At 54.4% G+C, this 20124-nt stretch carries 22 protein-coding genes; 19 read left to right on the forward strand and 3 right to left on the reverse strand.

Translation table 11 applies throughout. The features are described from left to right. Positions 1–3 precede the first annotated feature (3 nt). From pgsA to QMQ05_RS05075, 6 genes are all read left to right on the forward strand, one after another. Positions 4–606, forward strand: a complete 603-nt coding sequence (gene pgsA, locus QMQ05_RS05050) for a CDP-diacylglycerol--glycerol-3-phosphate 3-phosphatidyltransferase (RefSeq protein WP_345473534.1) — start codon at positions 4–6, stop codon at positions 604–606. 10 nt (positions 607–616) lie between these two features. Next, a complete protein-coding gene (locus tag QMQ05_RS05055) occupies positions 617–1102 on the forward strand; it encodes a CinA family protein (RefSeq protein ID WP_345473536.1) in 486 nt (161 codons plus the stop codon). 195 nt (positions 1103–1297) lie between these two features. After that, complete coding sequence (locus QMQ05_RS05060) at positions 1298–1711, forward strand: helix-turn-helix domain-containing protein (RefSeq protein WP_058255179.1); 414 nt, start codon at positions 1298–1300, stop codon at positions 1709–1711. A 112-nt stretch (positions 1712–1823) separates the two neighbouring features. After that, complete coding sequence (locus QMQ05_RS05065) at positions 1824–2048, forward strand: DUF3046 domain-containing protein (protein ID WP_058255178.1); 225 nt, start codon at positions 1824–1826, stop codon at positions 2046–2048. Between the two features lie 242 nt (positions 2049–2290). Continuing rightward, positions 2291–3343, forward strand: a complete 1053-nt coding sequence (gene recA, locus QMQ05_RS05070; RefSeq protein WP_058255177.1) for a recombinase RecA — start codon at positions 2291–2293, stop codon at positions 3341–3343. Further along, a complete protein-coding gene (locus tag QMQ05_RS05075; RefSeq protein ID WP_345473540.1) occupies positions 3343–4209 on the forward strand; it encodes a regulatory protein RecX in 867 nt (288 codons plus the stop codon). Before recA ends, QMQ05_RS05075 begins: the two co-directional genes overlap by 1 nt. On the opposite strand, the gene QMQ05_RS05080 is transcribed toward QMQ05_RS05075, so the two are convergent. Continuing rightward, complete coding sequence (locus QMQ05_RS05080) at positions 4206–4442, reverse strand: hypothetical protein (RefSeq protein ID WP_345473542.1); 237 nt, start codon at positions 4440–4442, stop codon at positions 4206–4208. The two genes, QMQ05_RS05075 and QMQ05_RS05080, sit on opposite strands and share 4 nt — an antisense overlap. A gap of 319 nt (positions 4443–4761) precedes the next feature. Between QMQ05_RS05080 and miaB the strand changes: the two genes are divergently transcribed. The 3 genes from miaB to dapF are packed head-to-tail and all read left to right on the forward strand — an operon-like array spanning position 4762 to position 8085. After that, the gene (gene miaB, locus QMQ05_RS05085) at positions 4762–6210 is read left to right on the forward strand and encodes a tRNA (N6-isopentenyl adenosine(37)-C2)-methylthiotransferase MiaB (RefSeq protein WP_345474643.1); all 1449 of its coding nucleotides are present in this window, start codon (positions 4762–4764) and stop codon (positions 6208–6210) included. 4 nt (positions 6211–6214) lie between these two features. Further along, on the forward strand, positions 6215–7123 hold the full coding sequence (gene miaA / locus QMQ05_RS05090; RefSeq protein ID WP_345473544.1) for a tRNA (adenosine(37)-N6)-dimethylallyltransferase MiaA: 909 nt from the start codon (positions 6215–6217) through the stop codon (positions 7121–7123). Between the two features lie 26 nt (positions 7124–7149). After that, positions 7150–8085, forward strand: a complete 936-nt coding sequence (gene dapF, locus QMQ05_RS05095) for a diaminopimelate epimerase (RefSeq protein WP_345473546.1) — start codon at positions 7150–7152, stop codon at positions 8083–8085. Between the two features lie 68 nt (positions 8086–8153). On the opposite strand, the gene QMQ05_RS05100 is transcribed toward dapF, so the two are convergent. After that, complete coding sequence (locus QMQ05_RS05100; RefSeq protein WP_345473548.1) at positions 8154–8759, reverse strand: class I SAM-dependent methyltransferase; 606 nt, start codon at positions 8757–8759, stop codon at positions 8154–8156. 327 nt (positions 8760–9086) lie between these two features. Here QMQ05_RS05100 and hflX point away from each other — a divergent pair, with 327 nt between their 5' ends. Continuing rightward, complete coding sequence (gene hflX, locus QMQ05_RS05105; protein ID WP_434063174.1) at positions 9087–10748, forward strand: GTPase HflX; 1662 nt, start codon at positions 9087–9089, stop codon at positions 10746–10748. Further along, positions 10741–12738, forward strand: a complete 1998-nt coding sequence (locus QMQ05_RS05110) for an ATP-dependent DNA helicase (RefSeq protein ID WP_345473551.1) — start codon at positions 10741–10743, stop codon at positions 12736–12738. Before hflX ends, QMQ05_RS05110 begins: the two co-directional genes overlap by 8 nt. 150 nt (positions 12739–12888) lie before the next feature. Here the strand turns inward: QMQ05_RS05110 and lexA are convergent, their stop codons facing one another. After that, positions 12889–13608, reverse strand: coding sequence for a transcriptional repressor LexA (gene lexA / locus QMQ05_RS05115; RefSeq protein ID WP_058255169.1), 720 nt, complete (start codon positions 13606–13608; stop codon positions 12889–12891). A gap of 258 nt (positions 13609–13866) precedes the next feature. Here lexA and QMQ05_RS05120 point away from each other — a divergent pair, with 258 nt between their 5' ends. The 8 genes from QMQ05_RS05120 to QMQ05_RS05155 all read left to right on the forward strand — a co-directional run bounded on the left by QMQ05_RS05120 (position 13867) and on the right by QMQ05_RS05155 (position 20085). Next, entirely contained in the window at positions 13867–14220 is a 354-nt protein-coding gene (locus QMQ05_RS05120) for a LysM peptidoglycan-binding domain-containing protein (protein WP_058255168.1), read from the forward strand. A gap of 80 nt (positions 14221–14300) precedes the next feature. Continuing rightward, on the forward strand, positions 14301–15407 hold the full coding sequence (locus tag QMQ05_RS05125) for a histidinol-phosphate transaminase (RefSeq protein WP_345473552.1): 1107 nt from the start codon (positions 14301–14303) through the stop codon (positions 15405–15407). Between the two features lie 22 nt (positions 15408–15429). Further along, on the forward strand, positions 15430–16050 hold the full coding sequence (gene hisB, locus QMQ05_RS05130; RefSeq protein WP_058255166.1) for an imidazoleglycerol-phosphate dehydratase HisB: 621 nt from the start codon (positions 15430–15432) through the stop codon (positions 16048–16050). Further along, entirely contained in the window at positions 16051–16686 is a 636-nt protein-coding gene (gene hisH / locus QMQ05_RS05135) for an imidazole glycerol phosphate synthase subunit HisH (RefSeq protein WP_058255165.1), read from the forward strand. 2 nt (positions 16687–16688) lie between these two features. Then, positions 16689–16838, forward strand: coding sequence for a hypothetical protein (locus QMQ05_RS05140; RefSeq protein ID WP_176715362.1), 150 nt, complete (start codon positions 16689–16691; stop codon positions 16836–16838). A gap of 25 nt (positions 16839–16863) precedes the next feature. Continuing rightward, positions 16864–17601: a bifunctional 1-(5-phosphoribosyl)-5-((5-phosphoribosylamino)methylideneamino)imidazole-4-carboxamide isomerase/phosphoribosylanthranilate isomerase PriA gene (gene priA / locus QMQ05_RS05145; protein ID WP_058255164.1), complete on the forward strand. Its 738-nt coding sequence runs from the start codon at positions 16864–16866 to the stop codon at positions 17599–17601. Positions 17602–17825: 224 nt separating this feature from the next. Continuing rightward, on the forward strand, positions 17826–18707 hold the full coding sequence (locus QMQ05_RS05150) for an SseB family protein (protein ID WP_345473556.1): 882 nt from the start codon (positions 17826–17828) through the stop codon (positions 18705–18707). A gap of 40 nt (positions 18708–18747) precedes the next feature. Continuing rightward, on the forward strand, positions 18748–20085 hold the full coding sequence (locus QMQ05_RS05155) for an MFS transporter (protein ID WP_334123289.1): 1338 nt from the start codon (positions 18748–18750) through the stop codon (positions 20083–20085). Positions 20086–20124 lie beyond the last annotated feature (39 nt).

Consider the following 20124-nt stretch of genomic DNA (forward strand, 5'->3'; position numbering starts at 1 on the left):
CCTATGAGCGAGCAAGCTGGCCACGGCGCCCAGCCACCGGTTCCAACGCTAAACATCGCCAACGTGCTCACCAGCATCCGCATCCTCATGGTGCCCTTCTTCGTTTGGGCCCTGCTGGCCGATAATAGCGAACAGGGCCTGTGGCGTTGGGTAGCCTTGGTGCTTTTCGTCTTGGCCATGTACACCGACAAGCTCGATGGAGACCTGGCTCGAAGCCGTGGGCTGATCACGAACTTCGGCAAGATCGCCGACCCGATCGCTGACAAGCTGCTGACCGGTTCGGCTCTGGTCTGCTTCTCCATCTTGGCGGAATTGCCATGGTGGGTCACGATCGTGATTTTGGTTCGCGAATGGGGCATCACGCTCTTGCGTGTTGTGGTGATTCGCTATGGTGTCATCGCAGCCAATATGGGCGGAAAGATCAAGACGGTGCTGCAGTCTGTCGTGATCGGGCTCTACCTGCTTCCTTACACTCACACCATTGAATGGTTACATACCGTCGCTTGGTGGCTGATGCTGTTGACCGTTGCTGTCACCGTCGTGACGGGCGTCGAGTACCTCATCAAGGCAGGCCAATTGGTTGCTAATTCCAAGAAGCAAAAGTAGGCACTCGCTCATGATGAAATCTCAAGCTCCGGCTGTCATCGCCGAGGCCATTGCACAAGGCGTACAGCTGGCCACGGCAGAATCGTTAACTGCTGGAATGGTTGCCGCTCGTTTGGCAGAAGTATCTGGGGCTTCGGCAGTATTACGTGGGGGAGTCGTTAGCTACTCCTCGGACGTTAAACGAGAATTGCTCAAGGTCGATGCTGATTTGCTTGAAACCCATGGTTCCGTTGACCCTGAGGTCGCTAGGCAGATGGCCCTAGGAGCATTGCAGGCTTGTGGTGCGGACCTGGCGGTTTCAGCAACGGGCGTGGCCGGCCCAGAGGCTCATGATGGCAAGAGCGTTGGCACCGTCTTCATCGGCTGGGCTCGTGGCGAAGAGTCGGGGTCCAAGGAACATCACTTTGTTGGCGACCGCGCCCAGATTCGGGAGCAGAGTACGCAAGCAGCCCTTCAACAGTTGGCTGTCATACTGAATAAAGCTTCTTCACAGTAAGACGCGTAAGACTATTTCTCCCGAGACATTACGCAAAAATCGATCTTTATGTGGCATGTATCGCATTTTTCAGATTAGGCTGAAGATCGGGGAACAAAATCGTATGACCCACCGTTGTACGAATTACAGGGTCGCAAGGTTGGCCCCCGTATTAAACAGATCTTCGAGATGGACCTAGGAGCAAAGGCTAAATTTATGGTCAAGCAACCCGTTACTGTCAATGGTGTTGTCCGTTGGCGCGATATGGGAGAAGCCCATACGGTCCAGCCCGAGAAGGAGGAGCACAAAATGGTAGTACTCCGTCATGAAATCGGCGATGTTCTGCGTGACGTCCGTCAGCGCCAGGGACGCACACTTCGCGAGGTTTCACATAGCGCCCGAGTTTCCCTCGGATATCTTTCCGAAGTTGAACGCGGTCAGAAAGAAGCATCTTCAGAGTTGCTTTCCTCGATCTGCGTGGCGCTGGAAATTCCACTGTCCCTGATGCTTCGTGAGGTATCCGAACGCGTAGCTTTAGCTGAAGGTATCGCCATCCCTGATACCGTGCCTACGGACATGGCTAACGAATTCGCTGACAAGGCCACCGGCAAGCCACTGGCTTCCGTCTAATTTCAAAAAATCTTTTGGTGTCCGCTACTCAGTAATCGAGTTTTCCGGAGCCGCTCAAGGAGTCCACGCTTAATGCGTGGGCTCCTTGCCTATGTCATGGGAGAATGGTTAGGTGAAAATCAGCGATTTTTGGCGCAATATGGAGGCCGAGTTCGGGGCAAGGTATTCTCATGTTCTTGCTGACTCAATGGCATTGACCGAGCTTGATAGTCTCACACCTTCCGAAGCCCTGAAAAAAGGCATTAAACCCAAGCAAATCTGGGAGGCTCTGTGCCGCGCCCAGGATGTTCCCGTTGAGCGTTGGCTTGGCGTGGATATTGAACCCAAGGATTCCTGAGCGGCGAATTCGAAGTCTGTATTTTCGATACTTAGGAAACGGCGTGTTGGATTTCGAACATCTGTTCGGATATGATTATTCTAGAAACGGCGCAGGAAACTGCACTAAAAAACTTAAGCACTGAGAATGTCCACACTGGCGGGCTATCAGGGTCCAAAGTGTCGGTGGGCGAGCATACTGTCTACAGCAGGACATAAATCATGAGCAAGTCATTACCGACTTGCACGAGCAAAAGGTGAACCATGGCAGCAAATAATGATCGAGAAAAAGCACTAGAGGCTGTCCTCGGCCAAATTGACAAGGCCTATGGCAAGGGCTCGGTTATGCGCCTGGGTGATGAAACTCGTGCACCCATTGAAGTCATTCCTACTGGTTCGGTCGCATTGGACGTCGCTCTGGGTATTGGCGGACTGCCACGCGGACGTGTCGTGGAAATTTATGGTCCAGAATCCTCGGGTAAGACCACTGTCGCACTGCATGCTGTTGCCAGCGCACAGAAGGCTGGCGGCGTTGCAGCATTCATTGACGCCGAGCACGCTCTGGATCCTGAATACGCGAAGAAGCTTGGCGTAGATACCGATGCTCTTCTCGTCTCGCAGCCAGATACTGGTGAGCAGGCTCTGGAGATCATGGACATGCTCGTAGGCTCCGGTGCGTTGGACATTATCGTCATTGACTCCGTGGCTGCACTGGTACCACGTGCCGAAATTGAAGGCGAAATGGGCGACAGCCACGTCGGCCTGCAAGCTCGTCTGATGTCGCAGGCTCTGCGAAAGATTACCGGCCGTTTGTCGGCTTCCAAGACTACGGCCATCTTCATCAACCAGCTGCGTGAGAAGATCGGCGTCTTCTTCGGCAGTCCTGAAACCACTACCGGTGGCAAGGCACTGAAGTTCTACGCCTCGGTTCGTATCGATATCCGCCGTATCGAGACTTTGAAGGAGGGAACCAACCCGGTCGGTAACCGTACCCGTTGCAAGGTCGTCAAGAACAAGATGGCTCCTCCTTTCAAGCAGGCTGAATTCGACATCCTGTACGGCCACGGAATCTCCCGTGAAGGTTCCTTGATCGATATGGGTGTTGAGCACAACTTGGTCAAGAAGTCCGGTGCTTGGTTCACTTACGATGGTGATCAGCTGGGTCAGGGTAAAGAAAATGCCCGTCGATTCCTTCGCGATAACCCAGATCTGGCCGACGAGCTTGAGCGCCAGATCTTGCAGAAGCTCGGCGTCCTACCAAAGGACGAAGTTGAAGAAGACGAGACAGAACTGCGAGTTGTCGAGGGCGACAAGTAGTGTCTTCAAACTTCAAACGACGTAGCGTCCGACCCGGATACAAATCCGGGTCGGACGCTACGTCCGTTTCACAAGAGTTTCAAGGGGACCTTGATGACATGCCGGACTGGGCTAAGCCAGATCCGGCGGAAACAAGGGCCGATGCGGATGAAAACGTCAGCAGTTCCTTAGAATCGGACGGTCCCGAACGAGGACGCCAACCGATCATCATTCCGGTTTCACGTAAAAGTAAACAACCTCAAAGTGTTGAAGAATTACGTGCCGCCATGGCGCGCATTGAGGCCACACCACCACCGCCGGCACCGACGAAAAAGGAGCGGCGTGAGGCACGGGAAGCTCGTAAAGTCGCGCGTGAGTCGGGAGAAGCAGAAGAACTCACCGACGATCAATGGCGTGAGAAAGCACGTGGAATCTTACTCCGTCAGCTCACTGCCAGTGACAAAACGGCAAAGCAGCTCAAAGACAAGCTGATTGAAAAGGAATGTCCGGAGGATATTGCTGAGGAAGTTATCGAGCGGTACGCCGAGATTAATCTCGTGGACGACGAACGCTTCGCTAAGTCCTGGACTGTCGCTCGCGCCCGTTCAAAGGGGTTGGCTCGCGGCGCCATCAAACATGAACTACGTTCCAAAGGCGTTGACGATGAACTCGTTGCTGAAGCCTTAGAGCAGATCGACGATGAAGCAGAAGAACAACGCGCCAGAGAGCTAGTCCGTGTAAAACTCCGCCCGGAATACATGGGAGTAGACCGGGACAGGGCCTTACGTAGACTCGTTGGAATGCTGGGTCGCAAGGGCTATAACGGGTCAATGGCGTTCAAAGTTGCGCGCGAAGAATGGAATGACCGATTTGGGGCTGAGAATTAACGCTTGTTGCACCGAATAGGTGCGCCGCTACTCCAACTGGTAATCCAGGCATCTACTCCAACGCATACCCAGATCACGATCGTAGGGATTCCCATCAACACCGCGCCTACTTCGACTTGGAACAGTAGATCATCGGTCTTGTAATCTATTGGCGGAATCACGCCGATGATCACCGGAATGACAATGACGAACAGTGCAGTGAGCGATGCCATCCACCAATGGAAAGTCTTCATCCTGCGTGACATCTTGGACGAACGCGGCTTTGAACTTTTTGATGGCTGCTTATCGGGCAAGTGACTTATCGTCCTGTTTGTGGGCTTAAGAATCGTCAGTGGACGAAACAACATGATCCTACAGGTAACCTCTGTGCCGTTGCTCCGATGTTTCTTCAAGCTGAAGCTCACGGTACTGAACATGTTCCCTAGGTTCACCTACATTTCAGCTGTATCGAAACTTCGGTAATCTTGAAGGGTGACTGAGCAACATACCGTGAGCAACCCGGACACTGAAGAAACCTCGCGTACCTACGAGGTGCGTACCTTCGGTTGCCAAATGAATGTCCATGATTCCGAACGACTTTCAGGTCTTTTGGAAGACGCTGGTTTAAACCGCAAGCCTGAAGAACTCAAGGACGAGGTCGCCGACGTCGTCGTGTTCAATACTTGTGCAGTGCGCGAAAACGCGGACAACAAGCTTTACGGAAACCTTGGCATTCTCAAAGCTATTAAGGCAGAACGCCCTAACATGCAGATTGCCGTCGGCGGTTGCTTGGCTCAAAAGGACCGAGACACCATTTTGAAGAAGGCCCCATGGGTCGATGTCGTCTTCGGTACCCACAACATTGGATCGTTGCCTACCCTTTTGGCCCGTTCGGAGCACAACAAGCAGGCAGAACTCGAGATCTTAGAATCCCTCGATGTCTTCCCATCGACATTGCCCACCCGCCGTGAGTCCGTCTACGCCGGATGGGTCTCGATCTCCGTTGGTTGCAACAACACCTGTACTTTCTGCATCGTTCCGTCACTACGCGGTAAGGAACGTGACCGTAGACCCGGTGAAATCCTGGCTGAAATCCAAGCGCTGGTAGATGACGGCGCCATTGAGGTCACCTTGCTTGGCCAAAATGTTAACTCTTACGGCGTCGAATTCGGAGATCGATTGGCCTTCGGCAAGCTCCTACGTGCATGTGGCGAAATTGAAGGGCTCGAACGCGTTCGTTTTACCAGCCCGCACCCGGCAGCGTTCACCGATGATGTCATCGAAGCCATGGCTGAAACACCAAATGTAATGCCACAGTTGCACATGCCACTACAGTCTGGATCCGACAAGGTCCTCAAAGACATGCGTCGCTCCTACCGTTCCAAGAAATTCCTTGGCATCCTCGATAAGGTCCGCGAACGCATTCCACACGCTGCGATTACCACCGACATCATTGTCGGGTTCCCGGGAGAAACCGAAGAGGATTTCCAAGCAACTTTGGATGTCGTAGAAGCTTCGCGTTTTTCCTCGGCCTTCACCTTCCAATACTCGAAGCGCCCGGGCACACCGGCAGCTAACCTAGACGACCAGCTGCCCAAGGCAGTCGTTCAAGAACGCTACGAGCGTTTGACCGCGCTTCAAGATCGTATTGCCAAGGAAGAAAACGCTAAACAGCTGGGCCGAACCGTTGAGGTAATGGTGACCGAGCAATCAGGTCGCAAAGCTGAGGAAACTCACCGACTTGCTGGCCGTGCCCAGGACCAACGCCTCGTGCACTTCTCGGTGCCACCGACAGCTGAAGTGCCACGCCCCGGCGATCTGGTGACCCTGCCGATTACCGAGGTCGCAGCGTTCCACCTGATTTCTGATCCAGAGCTAGAACAATACTCGTTGCGTCGTTCGCGTGCAGGTGACGCATGGGATCGCTCCCAGGCAGAAAGCTGTGGTGTACCGACCCCAGGAGCTTCGAGCACGCCGGGACGCACAAGTCTGGGTATGCCAACGCTCAAGGTTCGTAGCTAACCCGATGACCGAAACTAATTTGCCGGTGATCGCAATCGTTGGACCTACCGGTACCGGCAAATCAGATTTAGCGATTGCCCTAGCCCAAGAACTGGGCGGTGAAATCGTCAATTCTGATGCTTTGCAGTTCTATCGCGGAATGGATATCGGGACGGCAAAATTGCCGGTATCTGAACGTGGCGGAATCGAACATCATTTATTGGATACCCTATCGATCACCGAAGAAGCATCGGTGGCCGCATTCCAAGAGCAGGCCCGCGAACAGTTCTCGCGGATTCGTGCTCGCGGTAAGGTTCCAGTGATGGTGGGAGGCTCAGGGCTTTATGTCAGAGCAGCCCTCGACGTGATCGATTTCCCGCCCACGGACCCAGACGTCAGAAAACGACTGGAAGCAGAAGTCCAGGAACATGGCGATGGCGATCTACGTCGTCGATTGGCCAGTGTGGATCCGGTGTCGGCTGAACGCAATCTAGATCTGCGACGGGCTATCAGGGCAATGGAGGTCTACGAGATTTCGCAGCGTCCGTTTAGCTCCTATATGCCACAGCGAGAGTACGTGGCCCCGGCGCTTCAAATCGGACTAAACTACGATCGTTCAGCGTTACACGAGGCACTAGAAACTCGTGTGCAGAAAATGGACTCCATGGGATTGGCTGCAGAAGTTGCTGGACTCTTGGAGCAAGGATTACGCGAGGGGAAGACCTCTTCGCGCGCGATCGGCTACCAGCAATACACCGATTATCTTGACGGCAAGATTACTCGGGCTGAAGCCATTGAGCAGACGGTAATCGCCACCAGAAAATTTGCTCGACGACAGATCACTTGGTTCAATGCTGACCCCCGGGTCAACTGGCTGAACCCCACCGAGCCGAATCTTATTGGCAAGGCCCTGTCCCTTGTCGGCAAGTCATAAGACTCACCAATACGCTAGGAGCATCGATGTACAGCACTGAACTAGGTCAATTGGCGGGGCAGCCCTTCGCCAAGGGGCATGCCACGGGTAATGACTTTGTTTTAATCGCTGATCCGAACGCAGAAATTGATCTCAGCGCCCAGCAAGTTGCTGCGCTGTGCCATCGACGTTTTGGTATCGGCGGAGACGGGATGATCCGCGCAGTACCTACATCGAAGATGCCGGGATACGAGCAACTAGCAGATCAAAATCCTGACGCTTACTGGTTTATGGATTATCGAAATTCCGACGGGTCAATTGCAGAGATGTGCGGAAATGGCGTGCGTGCCTTCGCGCACTTCCTGATTGCTGAAGGCTTGATAGAACTTCTTGTCGGTCAAAGCTTCTACATTGGCAGCCGTGCTGGGATCAAGATGATCACCAGGATCGCCGACGGATACGCGGTGAATCTTGGGCCGTGGGGACTGATCTTTGAAGATAAAGCTGAAGCAGATTCCATTGATTCACTGGTTAAGCCTCGTGGATGGGACCAAGCGCTACCGGCTTTGAGCATCACTATGGGCAACCCACATACGGTCGTGGCCCTTCCAGATGGGGGCATGCTCGATGCTCTTGATCTGTTTGAAGAACCAGAGGTTGCTCCAAAGCCTGAACATGGCACGAACGTGGAGTTTGTTGTTCCCAATGAGCCCCTGATTGAAGAAGACGGCGTCGCTCAGATAAAGATGCGTGTTCACGAACGCGGGGTGGGGGAGACGCTCTCGTGCGGGACCGGGGCCTGTGCAGCGGCCGCCGCAGTACGATATTGGGCTCGTGGCACAGCGCTTATCAATCAGTGGGCCGTGACGGTGCCAGGCGGTGTTGTCGGGGTCGAATTCCGTGCCAACGAAGCAGGTGGCGAGGACACGATTCTGTCCGGGCCAGCCGAATTGGTTGCCCGAGGAGTAATTGGCGCCAAGTAGTCTAAGACGTAAAAACTGCAGTCATCTTGTTCAATGAACAAGATGACTGCAACGTTTTAATGGTTGTCCTAAGCTGGACGGGAAACTTTTAATACTCGGAAGGCCTTGGCCGTGGCTTCACGGGTGACTGACCAGGTGGCAGGAAGCTGCTCGATGAGCCACTTCTGCAGAGAATCACTTCCCAGATTCTTCTGTACGACTAACCAAGCATCTCCACCGGCAGCCAAGCGCGGTAGCCAGAGCATCAGCAGTTCGTGTAGTGCTTCTTTTCCGATGCGGATCGGTGGGTTGGACCAGATCGTATCAAACTCAAGCGTCGGATCCACAGATTCAGGGGTTCCGACCACCACGTTGCTCAATGACAACTGTTGGGCGTTTAGTCGTGTTAGTTCAATCGAACGCTCGTTCACGTCTACGCCATACACGGTAGATTCCGGTGACTGTTCAGCAGCGGTCAGCGTGATAGGTCCCCAGCCGCAACCGATGTCCAGTACGCGGCCGCGGGGCGCTGGAACGTACTGCAACAACACTGCGGTGCCCTTATCTAAACCAGCAGGCGAGAAGATGCCTGCGGCAGTTTGAACCTTGCGCACCTTGCCGTTGAGTTCGACTTCAATGGTGCGTCGCTCATCAGCGGAGGCAGGGGTGGCCGTGAAGTAGTGATCCGAGGTCATAGCCAAAGTTTATCCTTGTGTATCCCGAGGCCAAAGACCAGCGCAATCAACGTGAGCAAAGCTATATAGGCAACCGGAACAATGACTGATAGAGTTTTCTCTATGACTTTCGTTTTCGTCTAATACGTAACCGCAGTGGTTACCTCGCGATCAGATATATCCACGCGTGCTTTTCGAGCGCGCGGATATTGAAATCAGCAGGCAGCAAAGTCATTTTTTTGTTTTCCGCACGTTGTGTATCACACACCTGCCATTCGCCTTTGCTCCTTGGTAACCGCGCATTCACCTGCCTCACTAATGTTTCGAGTGCTCTGAAAAGGACCGCGAATGTTTGATGAACCGACTGAATCCTCACGCGCCACGTCGCGAAGTGGGGGTCACCCGCACTATTCTGGAATGCGAAGTACTTCTAAGGAGACCATGACTAACTCCGAGTCACACGAGCACGATTCGGCATCAATGGATGATGCCCAGATCCAGGCCGCCATCGACCGGATCCTCGAAGCCGACGATGCCCAGAGCCCACAAGTCCAACACTTCGGCGAAGAAGAAAACTCAATCTTCTCCGGACAGGCCACTGCGCTCAATCGCTTTTCGTCAGGCTTAAGCCAATATGACGGGGACCAAGACGACCTCGCCGAGCGTCGCGCCTTGCGCCGTGTAGCTGGCCTGTCCACTGAGCTCGAAGACGTTACCGAAGTCGAGTATCGCCAGCTTCGCCTTGAGCGAGTTGTCTTGGCTGGTATTTGGAGCGAGGGAACCGTCAACGACGCCGAAAATTCCTTACGTGAACTTGCGGCTCTAGCTGAGACCGCAGGTTCCGAAGTTTTGGACGGGGTCGTCCAACGACGCAGTAAGCCGGATCCTTCGACGTTCCTCGGCTCAGGCAAGGCTGAGGAACTGCGCGGAATTGTGGCATCTACCGGCGCCGATACCGTGGTGGTTGACGCCGAACTGGCTCCTTCGCAGCGCCGTGCGCTCGAAGACATCGTGAAGGTCAAGGTTATTGACCGCACCAGCTTGATCTTGGACATCTTTGCACAACACGCGAAGTCCCGAGAAGGTAAAGCACAGGTCGAACTGGCTCAGCTGGAATACCTTTTGCCACGACTTCGCGGTTGGGGTGAATCCATGTCGCGTCAGGCTGGTGGTCGTGTAGGTGCGGCCGGTGGCGGTATCGGCTCCCGTGGTCCTGGTGAAACCAAGATCGAAATGGACCGTCGTCGTATTCGTGACCGCATGGCGAAACTACGTCGTGAGATCAAAGCGATGAAACCTGCACGTGAAGCCAAACGAGCGAACCGAAAGCGCAATGAAGTTCCGGCAGTAGCAATCGCTGGGTACACGAACGCTGGAAAGTCTTCGTTGCTCAATCGCCTGACTAACGCCGGCGTCCTGGTTGAGAACGCACTGTTCGCCACCCTGGATCCGACCGTACGCCAGTCTGCGACCGAAGACGGACTGACTTACACACTGGCCGATACTGTGGGGTTCGTATCGAACCTGCCTACACAGTTGGTCGAGGCCTTCCGTTCGACTTTGGAAGAAATCGCGGATTCAGATCTGATCTTGCATGTTGTTGATGCTTCACACCCTGACCCGGAAGGACAGATCCAGGCTGTTCGTACGGTCCTTGGAGAAGTTGATGCGTTGAATATTCCGGAAATCATCGTCCTAAATAAGGCTGATGTTGCTGATCCGTTTGTTATTGAACGAATCAGAAACCGTGAATCGAACACTTCGGTTGTTTCGGCTCACACCGGCGAGGGCATTGACCAGCTCCTAGAAAAGATCAGCACCTCAATCCCGCGTCCCGGTATCCAGCTTGAAGTTCTTATTCCTTACGAGCGTGGGGATCTGATTGCTAAGTTGCACCAGAGTGAGTCCGAAATCTTGGAAAGCGAACACCTAGAAAATGGCACGCGGATGATCGTGAAGGTACGAGATTCCCTCGCTGCAGAGTTGGAGACTTTCAACATTCATGGATAAGCAAGAGCAGGCCCTTGAGCTACTCGAGGCCGCGGTAACTTCCATGGGTGGCGCCATGCGTACTGGCCAGCAGGAAATGGTCAAGCACGTGGTGACTGCTTTAGAAGACGAGGAACACTTATTGGTTCAAGCAGGTACTGGTACGGGAAAGTCGATGGGCTATCTCATTCCGGCACTAGCTCACGCGCAAACGAGCGCTAAACCAGTGATTGTTTCTACCGCAACACTCGCGCTGCAGTCGCAAATTGTTGGTCGCGATGTGCCACGATTACTTGAGTCGCTCAAGGGCAAGCTCTCCCGTCCGATGGACGTTGCCCTACTCAAAGGCCGTTCTAACTATCTTTGCCAGTACAAACTCGGTGGGGGATACCCTGACGATGAAGGCACCCTGTTCTCGATGGACGAACCGGCGGTACCTGCGGGGACAACCTATTCACCACTTGCCAGTGAAGTGATGAAACTTCGGGACTGGGCCGAGCGCACCGACACAGGTGACAGGGACGAATTGGTTCCTGGCGTCAGTGATAAAGCATGGAAACAAGTCTCCGTTTCTGCGATGGAGTGTCTAGGTTCCCAAAAATGTCCGATGGCCGATGAATGCTTCTCGGAAATGGCACGCGCACGAGCCTCCGAATCTGACGTGGTCATCACCAACCACGCGTTGCTCGCTGTATCTGCCTTCGAAGGTCTGTCGGTATTGCCTGACTTTGATGTGGCCATCATCGATGAGGCCCACGAATTGCAAGACCGCGTCACCAGTTCGGTCTCTGGCGCGCTATCGGCGCGCATGGTGATGACCGCTGCCGGCGGAGCGAAGCGTCATTGTGGCGTGAACGTTGACGAAATGGTCAAGGCTGCCAATCGCTTGGAAAAGTCCCTCACCGGGATTCCAACTGGTCTCTTGGAGCAAGGCCTGCGCGAGGATATGGGCATTGCCCTCAACGACATTGTTGAGCAGGCGCGTCTCGCGTTGGCGCTATCTAAACCAGAGGCTAATGCACCTGCTGATGGCGGTCGTCAGACCGCACGGTCTCAGCTTCAGGCTGTCATGGATGACGCGATTCGCATGCTTGAATCCGAGGAACGACGTGAAGTGCTTTACACAACGCGTCCTAGGGAGTTTGTCGAAGGCCGAGGCTATGTTGAGGCGGAAGAATCACAACCAGCGACTTTGAACGTCGCGCCGCTGTCGGTTGCAGGCAAGCTTCGTGAAGGCCTCTTCGATGGGCGCACCGTGGTACTAACGAGTGCAACATTGGCCATTGGTTCGCAATTTGATGCTGTCGCAGGCTCTCTAGGCCTGATGGGAGCCGGTGCACCCTCTTGGACGGGTGTTGATGTGGGCAGTCCCTTTGATTACCCCAAGCAGGGCATTTTGTATGTGGCCAAGCATTTGCCAAAACCGGGCCGACAACTAGCCGCAGAAACCTTGGACGAGATCGAAGACCTTATCAAGGCCTCCGGCGGCGGGGCCTTGGCCCTGTTTACTTCAAAACGCTCAGCGGAAGAAGCAGCCAGCATCTTGCGCGAACGGTTGGACGTGGACATTTTGTGTCAGGGTGAAGCCAGCATGAAATCCTTGGTGGAGCAGTTCGCAACGGAACGCGACACTTGTCTGTTCGGCACGATGACACTGTGGCAGGGAGTTGATGTCCCGGGCGATTCTTGCCGCCTGGTCATCATCGATAAGATTCCTTTTCCGCGGCCTGATGACCCGATATCGAAGGCACGTACCGAGGACGTTGCTAAACACGGCGGCAATGGCTTTATGCAGGTTTCGGCTACGCATGCTGCCATTCGGCTGGCACAGGGTGCGGGTAGATTGATTCGATCGGTTAATGACCGAGGTGTTGTTGCCATTTTGGATTCACGCATGGCAACCGCACGTTATGGGAGCTTCTTGAAAGCAACGTTGCCACCGATGTGGCCAACAGTCGACAAGAAAGTTATTTCTGGTGTTCTAGAGCGTTTGAAGCCCACCAAGAAGTAGACCGAACAGCACTCCAGACCACTTTATGGTCTATGCACAATGGCTTGAACTGACTCCGTGCCATGGCTGATACGTGGAGTGTCAAGTAAGACCAAATGCCAAGAAGGGTGTTGATGCACATGCATCAACACCCTTCTTGGCATTACGTGGCTAGAGCGAGCGCATCACCGAAACGACACGGCCCATAATCGTCGCTGCGTCGCCCAGAATTGGCTCGTAGCGCGAATTCTGGGGTAACAACCACGTGTGACCGTCTCGTTGGCGGAAAGTTTTGACGGTGGCTTCTTCGTCAAGCAAGGCGGCGACAATGTCACCATTTTCCGCGTTCTGCTGACGTCGGACTACCACCCAGTCGCCATCGCAAATTGCGGCATCGACCATTGAATCGCCAGAAACCTTGAGCATGAACAATTCTCCGTGCCCGACCAGTTGTCGGGGCAACGAGAAAACATCCTCAACGGACTGATCGGCCAAGATTGGCCCACCTGCTGCGATTCGTCCGACCAAAGGAACCATTGTTGTGTCGGCCGAGGTGCTGAGCTCAATCACCATGGCATCTTCGCTGGTCTTAGCATCAGCGCTCTCAGACTGCGTAGCGTTTTCTGCATCATCTGTCAGTTGCAGAGGCAACAAGATTTCCATCGCGCGCGGACGGCGTGGATCTCGACGAATGTATCCGAGCTTTTCTAGCTGGCTCAACTGATGCGTGACGCTAGAGAGGCTCTTGAGTCCCACCGAGTCGCCAATCTCACGCATGGATGGTGGATAACCATTCTTGCCAATGGCACGCTGGATGGTTTCCAGAATCTTCTTTTGGCGAATCGTCAGCGAGCGTGCATTCGATCGGGGAGTGCGTTGTGAAGCTGACATGAGATTTTGCCTTCCCTAGCGTTCTGTCGAAAGTTCGATAGTCCAAACTGTCGGAGCCAGATGATGTGATGTTTTCATTGCTCGTCTACTTCGAAATCTTAGTCGATAGTGGAGCTTCTTTCAAAGATTTGTTCGAAAACTTCTGGACAAGTCGGACGAAGCTCTGTTAGAACAGATGTACTAGATTCGAACACTGTTTCGAAACACTAGTGTCGAACACACCTTCGCTTCGCTCACCAATCTTGAGGAGATAAAGTCATGGCAACCATCGCACTTGACTCAAATCAAAGCCAGACACCCATGAAGATCCGCATCAACCGCCGCGGCTGGGCCATCTTGGTAGGTGTCCCCGTTTTTGTACTCACCGTGATTGCCGCATTCCTGGTCTCCATGTTCGCTTCTGACGCGCACGCCTCATCCGACCTTCCGACAGGAGTCGAAACGGTTGACGTTACAGTCATCCCGGGGGACACCGTGTGGAGCCTGGCCAAAGAATATGCTCATGGCTACGACATCACTTCTGCCGTGAACCACATCTCTGAATTGAACTCCCTCAGCGGAAGCGAAATCCGCGTCGGCGATTCACTGTCCATTCCAGTACTAGCTGAATAGCAACACCAACGAGTCTAGGATTGTTACCTTGGCTCGTAGCGGATTCACCCGCCAAGCTGGTCCACACGTAGACTTAACACGTGAATGACCGCAGTGAACTTTTGAGTCAGCTGCCCTTGCGTGAGAATCTCCGCGGGCTATCTCCATACGGCGCACCTCAAATCGATGTGCCCATTCAGCTGAACGTCAACGAGAACACCCATCCGCTTCCTCCTACGGTGGTAGAAGCGATCGCGCAAGAAGTCGCGAAAGCAGCAACAAACCTCAACCGGTATCCAGATCGCGAATTCACTGAATTGCGCGAGCTACTAGCCGACTACTTGGGTCACAGTTTAACTTCTGAGAATATTTGGGCCGCCAACGGATCCAATGAAATCCTTCAGCAAATCCTGCAGGCCTTCGGAGGACCAGGGCGAAGCCTCATGAGCTTCGGGCCAACTTATTCCATGTACCCACTACTTGCTAGCGGAACCGACACAAAGTATGTGCCAGGAGTGCGCGCGGACGACTTCACGCTGTCTGCAGAATCTGCTGCTCAGCAGGTTCGCGAACACCAGCCGGACATTGTTTTTCTGTGTTCCCCCAACAACCCTACGGGCACCGCACTTGGCCTTGACGTGATCACCGCCGTTTACGATGCCATGAGTGAACACAACGGCATGGTGATCGTTGATGAGGCCTATGCCGAATTTTCCCTCTCCAGTACCAAATCGGCACTGACTCTGCTTGAAGGGCGTCAGCGACTGATTGTCTCGCGCACGATGTCGAAGGCTTTCGGCCTGGCAGGTGCCCGAGTTGGCTATCTTGCCGCTGCGCCCGAAGTTACCGATGCCATTCGCTTGGTGAGATTGCCTTACCACCTCTCTGCGGTGACACAAGCTACCGCTGTAGCAGCGCTGAAGAACATCGAATTGCTCTTAGCACAGGTCGAAGACATCAAAACGCAACGCGACCGAATCGTTTCCCACTTGAAAGAGCTGGGCCTTCAGCCATCGGTCTCGGATTCCAACTTTGTCTTTTTCGGCGGGCTCGATAACCCGCATGCGGTGTGGGAAGGACTGCTAGAAGCAGGCATTATTGTCCGCGACAATGGAATCCCAGGTACATTGCGCGTGACTGCCGGAACAGAATCAGAAACTACCGCGTTTTTGGACCGTCTTGCCGAGCTACTCGGCGCTGAAAAATAAGCAAGAATAAGTGAAGGAAGACATGTCTGCCGAATTGATTGGCGCACGTCGCGCCCGTATGGAACGCGTCACCAGCGAATCGTCTGTATTTGTCGAGCTCGATCTCGATGGCACGGGCGTGTCAGAGATCAGCACCTCAGTGCCTTTTTACGACCACATGCTCACCGCTTTATCCAAGCACTCGCTGATTGACCTAACGGTAAGAGCCACTGGTGACACCCATATCGACGTGCACCATACGGTGGAAGACACTGCGATCACCATTGGTGAAGTACTGCGAGTAGCACTGGGCAACAAGGCCGGCATTCGACGCTTTGGCACTGCCTACGCCCCTTTGGATGAGGCACTCTCACGCTCTGTCGTTGATGTCTCTGGACGCCCATATCTGGTCCACTCAGGCGAGCCAGCTGGTCAGGAATACCACCTCATTGGTGGACACTTCACCGGTTCTATGACCCGTCACGTATTCGAAGCGATTACCTTCCACGCCCAGATTTGTGCTCATATCGAAGTCCTTTCGGGCCGCGATCCACACCATATCGTCGAAGCTCAGTTCAAATCCTTTGCACGTGCACTACGTGAAGCTGTCGAATTAGATGCACGCATGGGCGACAAGATTCCATCCACGAAGGGTGCACTGTAAGTGGAAAAGAAGAATGTAGTTGTTCTGGATTACGGTTCGGGGAATGTCCGTTCCGCTGTCCGAGCACTTGAAGCCGCAGGAGCTTCAGTTGAACTGACGGCAGATCCTGAAAAAGTCATGAATGCCGACGGACTGGTTGTGCCTGGCGTAGGTGCCTACGCCTCTGTGATGGAACAACTCACCAAAATCGGAGCATTGCGCTGGATCGGACGCCGTATTGCTGGTGGACAACCAGTGCTCGGAATTTGTGTCGGTCACCAGGTCTTCTTTGAAGAAGGCGTTGAGCACGGTGTGAAGACCGCCGGTATCGGTGAGTGGCCAGGGAAGGTCGAGCGGCTCCAGTCCGATGTTATTCCGCACATGGGGTGGAATACCGTGCAGCCTCCCGAGGGAAGCAAACTCTTTGCCGGTGTCGAGAACGAGCGATTCTACTTCGTCCACTCCTACGCAGTGCAGAAGTGGGAATTCGACGTCACCCAGCCAGCGATGACTCCGCCACAAGTCACCTGGAGTACTCACGGCTCGCCGTTTATCGCTGCCGTAGAAAACGGTCCACTCTCTGCTGTGCAATTCCACCCGGAAAAGTCGGGCGAAGCCGGTGCACAACTACTGCGTAACTGGCTGGGCACCCTGTAAGTATGTGGACTATCGTGCTTGGATTCGTTGGTGCATTTCTGGCCGGTGGAGCGATCTCGCTCAAAAGCCAGAAGGCCCATATTTCTTGGATCATCGCGCTATGGGTGCTCGCCGTCATGAGCATCGTTGCCGCGTGGGTATTGACCCTCTAAAAATTATTACTTCACTAAGGACATCATGAGCGAGCAACCAATTCTCGAACTACTGCCTGCAGTAGACATCGCCGGTGGACAGGCAGTTCGTCTGGTTCAGGGCGAAGCTGGGTCCGAGACCGGCTACGGCGACCCACTAGAAGCAGCACTCTCTTGGCAGAACGCCGGTGCACAATGGTTGCACCTAGTTGACTTGGACGCTGCGTTTGACCGAGGTAGCAACGTTGATATCGTTCAGCGTATCGCCAAGGAACTGAACATTAAGGTCGAACTCTCCGGTGGTATCCGCGACGACGCCTCCTTGGATCGTGCCTTGGAATTCGGTGCCACCCGCGTCAACTTGGGGACTGCAGCACTGGAAAATCCAGAATGGACCAAGCAGGCCATTGCCCGACACGGCGACAAGATCGCAGTCGGCATGGATGTTCGTGGCACCACGCTATCGGGCCACGGTTGGACCAAAGACGGTGGAGACCTGTGGGAGGTCCTTGCACGATTGGAAGATGCAGGCTGTGCCCGATACGTCGTCACCGACGTGACGAAGGACGGCACCTTGCGTGGACCCAACGTTGAACTACTGCGAGAAATAGCTGCAAAGACGAACAAACCTGTTGTAGCTTCCGGCGGAATTTCTTCGCTGGAAGACCTACGCGTACTTCGCGAGCTGGTTCCGGAGGGCATTGAGGGCGCCATCATGGGCAAGGCCCTCTACTCGGGACAGTTCACCTTGCAAGAAGCCCTGGACGTAGCAGGACGAAGCTAAGTCCAGCACTGCCCTTGTGAATACGACGGCTTGAAAGCTCCATTGCTTTCAAGCCGTCGTTTGTTTTCTGAAGTGGGCAAGGGAATCAGCTTCCCGGTTTACGGTCCTTTCCCACGAAACGACACAAAAAAGATCTGAAGCAACTTTCTGGTGGTGTTCAAGCTCATGAGAGAAGATTCCGCTCTTCCCTCCAACAGAAGCAGATCCACCGATAGCATGGAGTTATGAGTACGGAGCATTCTGAATCAGCGCCTCAACGCCACCTGCCTGGACATATTGTCGCTGCGCTGGCTCAGGCCGGTTCATCTGCCGACTCTGCGGGGCAGAGTTGGGAAGGGCGAGACCTCAGCGGTGAGGGGAACCCACTACATAACTTCGACAAAGACGATGGCAGCGCCGACGCTAAAACCATGAAGGTATTGGCGCAACTGCGTGCGGGCGAAGGCTCGGAATCCGAAGTACATAAGGCCTTGGCCACCGCCCGAGTTTTTGTTGCCGTGGTTGCGCAACTGGGCGAGGAAGCGCTGACCGATCACGGTTTCGCCTCGGATAAAGAAGCCGACATGGCGTTGGTGAAGATCAAAGCACCAGATGGACGCATGGCACTGCCTGTCTTCACCACGGTGGAGCGCCTGCAAGCGTGGCATAAGGAAGCCCGACCGGTAGCTGTATTTGCTCCGCGCGCGGCACTCTCTGCAGTCAGTGAAGAATGTCAGCTACTGGTTCTTGATCCTGGCAGCGACTTTACGTTCGTGCTTCGACGACCGGGCGTATGGAACCTTGCCAAACAGGTCGACTGGATTCCGAGCTATCAGAATCAGCAGATCGCCAACCTTGTGCAGGACGCCACCGAAGGCTTTAGCCAACTACAGACCGTGAAGCTGGCTCCCGGCAGAGGAGTAGGCTCAAGATCCCGAGATGGCCAAATGGTCCCCGGCGGTGGCTCAGGACCAGAACTTAATTTGCAGTTTGTTTTCGCACCGGGAACAAGCCAAAACCAAGCGCAGGAAATTGCCGGCGCTATTCAGGGACGGTTGTCCCAGAACACACAATTCACTGAAGCAGTGGATTCCCTAGAACTCAGTTTGCACAGCGCGCCAAGTTAAACTCGGCGGGCTCCTTGGAAAAGTAAGGAACACGTCGGGCATGAAAAGCTATTGGCAGATTTTGCGTCAACCGCAGATTGCGATGTTGCTGCTCATTGGCATGATTGCCCGACTTCCTCACTCAGCGCTGAGCATGCTCTTGCTGCTGCACCTGGTCAATAACCTCGACCAGAGCTGGGTATCGGCCGGTTTGGTGACCGCGTTGATGACTCTGGGCATCGCTATCGGCGCCCCATGGCGCGGCGCACGCGTGGACATGTGGGGACTACGCCGGGCCATGTTGCCCTCGGTAATAGTGGAAACTGCTGTGTGGTGCACTGTCCCGCACGTACCACTGGTGTGGGTCTATCCGCTGGCGTTTATCGGCGGACTGTTCGCCCTCCCGGTATTTTCTGTGGTCCGTACAGCGCTGGGCATCATGACCACTGGTGAACAGCGTCGAACCGCTTTCGCCCTGGACGCGACCGCCACTGAACTTGTATTCATTGTCGGTCCTGCCACCGCTGGCATCGTGGCTACCCAAATCAGTAGCGTGATTGGCCTGAGCGTCATTGGGTTGACTGCCTCAATGGCCGGTCTGGCATTGATGCTACTTAATCCACCTACACGAAGTGATGATCCCAAGGCTATCGGCATGCAAGCCAATGCTCATGAGGAGCGCTTGGGTGCTGAAGCTAGCTTTATCGCAGCCGCACCGATGGGTGTACCAGAGGTTGAAGGTGAGCTCATTGTTGCTGGTTGGAAGTCAGCACGGGCCAGAATCAAGAAACGCGGACGCGCCTTCAAGAGCCGTTTCAACTGGATTAGCGCCTCAGTTCTGGCAGTCTTCATTGCTTCGGCCGGTGCAGGGATGTTGCTGACCGGAACCGAGGTGGCCATCGTGGCCGAACTTGATGCTGCGATGCAAAGCCACCGTCTTGGGTTGGTCTTCTTCTTCTGGTGTGGTGCCTCACTGATCGGTGGTTTGATCTACGGCTCCATGAAGCGCGTGATTTCACCTCTACTGTTGTTGCTGTTTATGGCGATTTTGACCATTCCAATGTTCTTCGCTTGGGATACGTGGTCATTGGCTTTGTTCTCGGCTTTGCCAGGGTTCTTGTGCGCGCCCACCCTGTCGGCAGCCTCAGAATGGCTTACGGATCTGGTGGCTGAAAAGCGTCGTGGTGAAGCCATGGGTTGGTATGGCTCCGCGATGACTGCCGGTACTGCCTTGGGTTCGCCGGTGACCGGTCTCTTTGTTGACAGCATTGGTCCGTCCTACGCCTTCGTAGGCATCGGTATTATGGCTGCCATTGTGGTTTTCGCTGCCCTGATCGCCCAGCAGATTCGGCGGCGCCTGCGCCGCAGTCGCAGGCAGCGTTGGGAAACGACGGCTTAATCCTTGAGGGTAGGGGGTATCCGTGAGTACATATACAGG

Source organism: Glutamicibacter sp. B1 (assembly GCF_039602135.1).
In the GTDB taxonomy this organism is placed as follows: Bacteria; Actinomycetota; Actinomycetes; order Actinomycetales; family Micrococcaceae; genus Glutamicibacter; species Glutamicibacter ectropisis.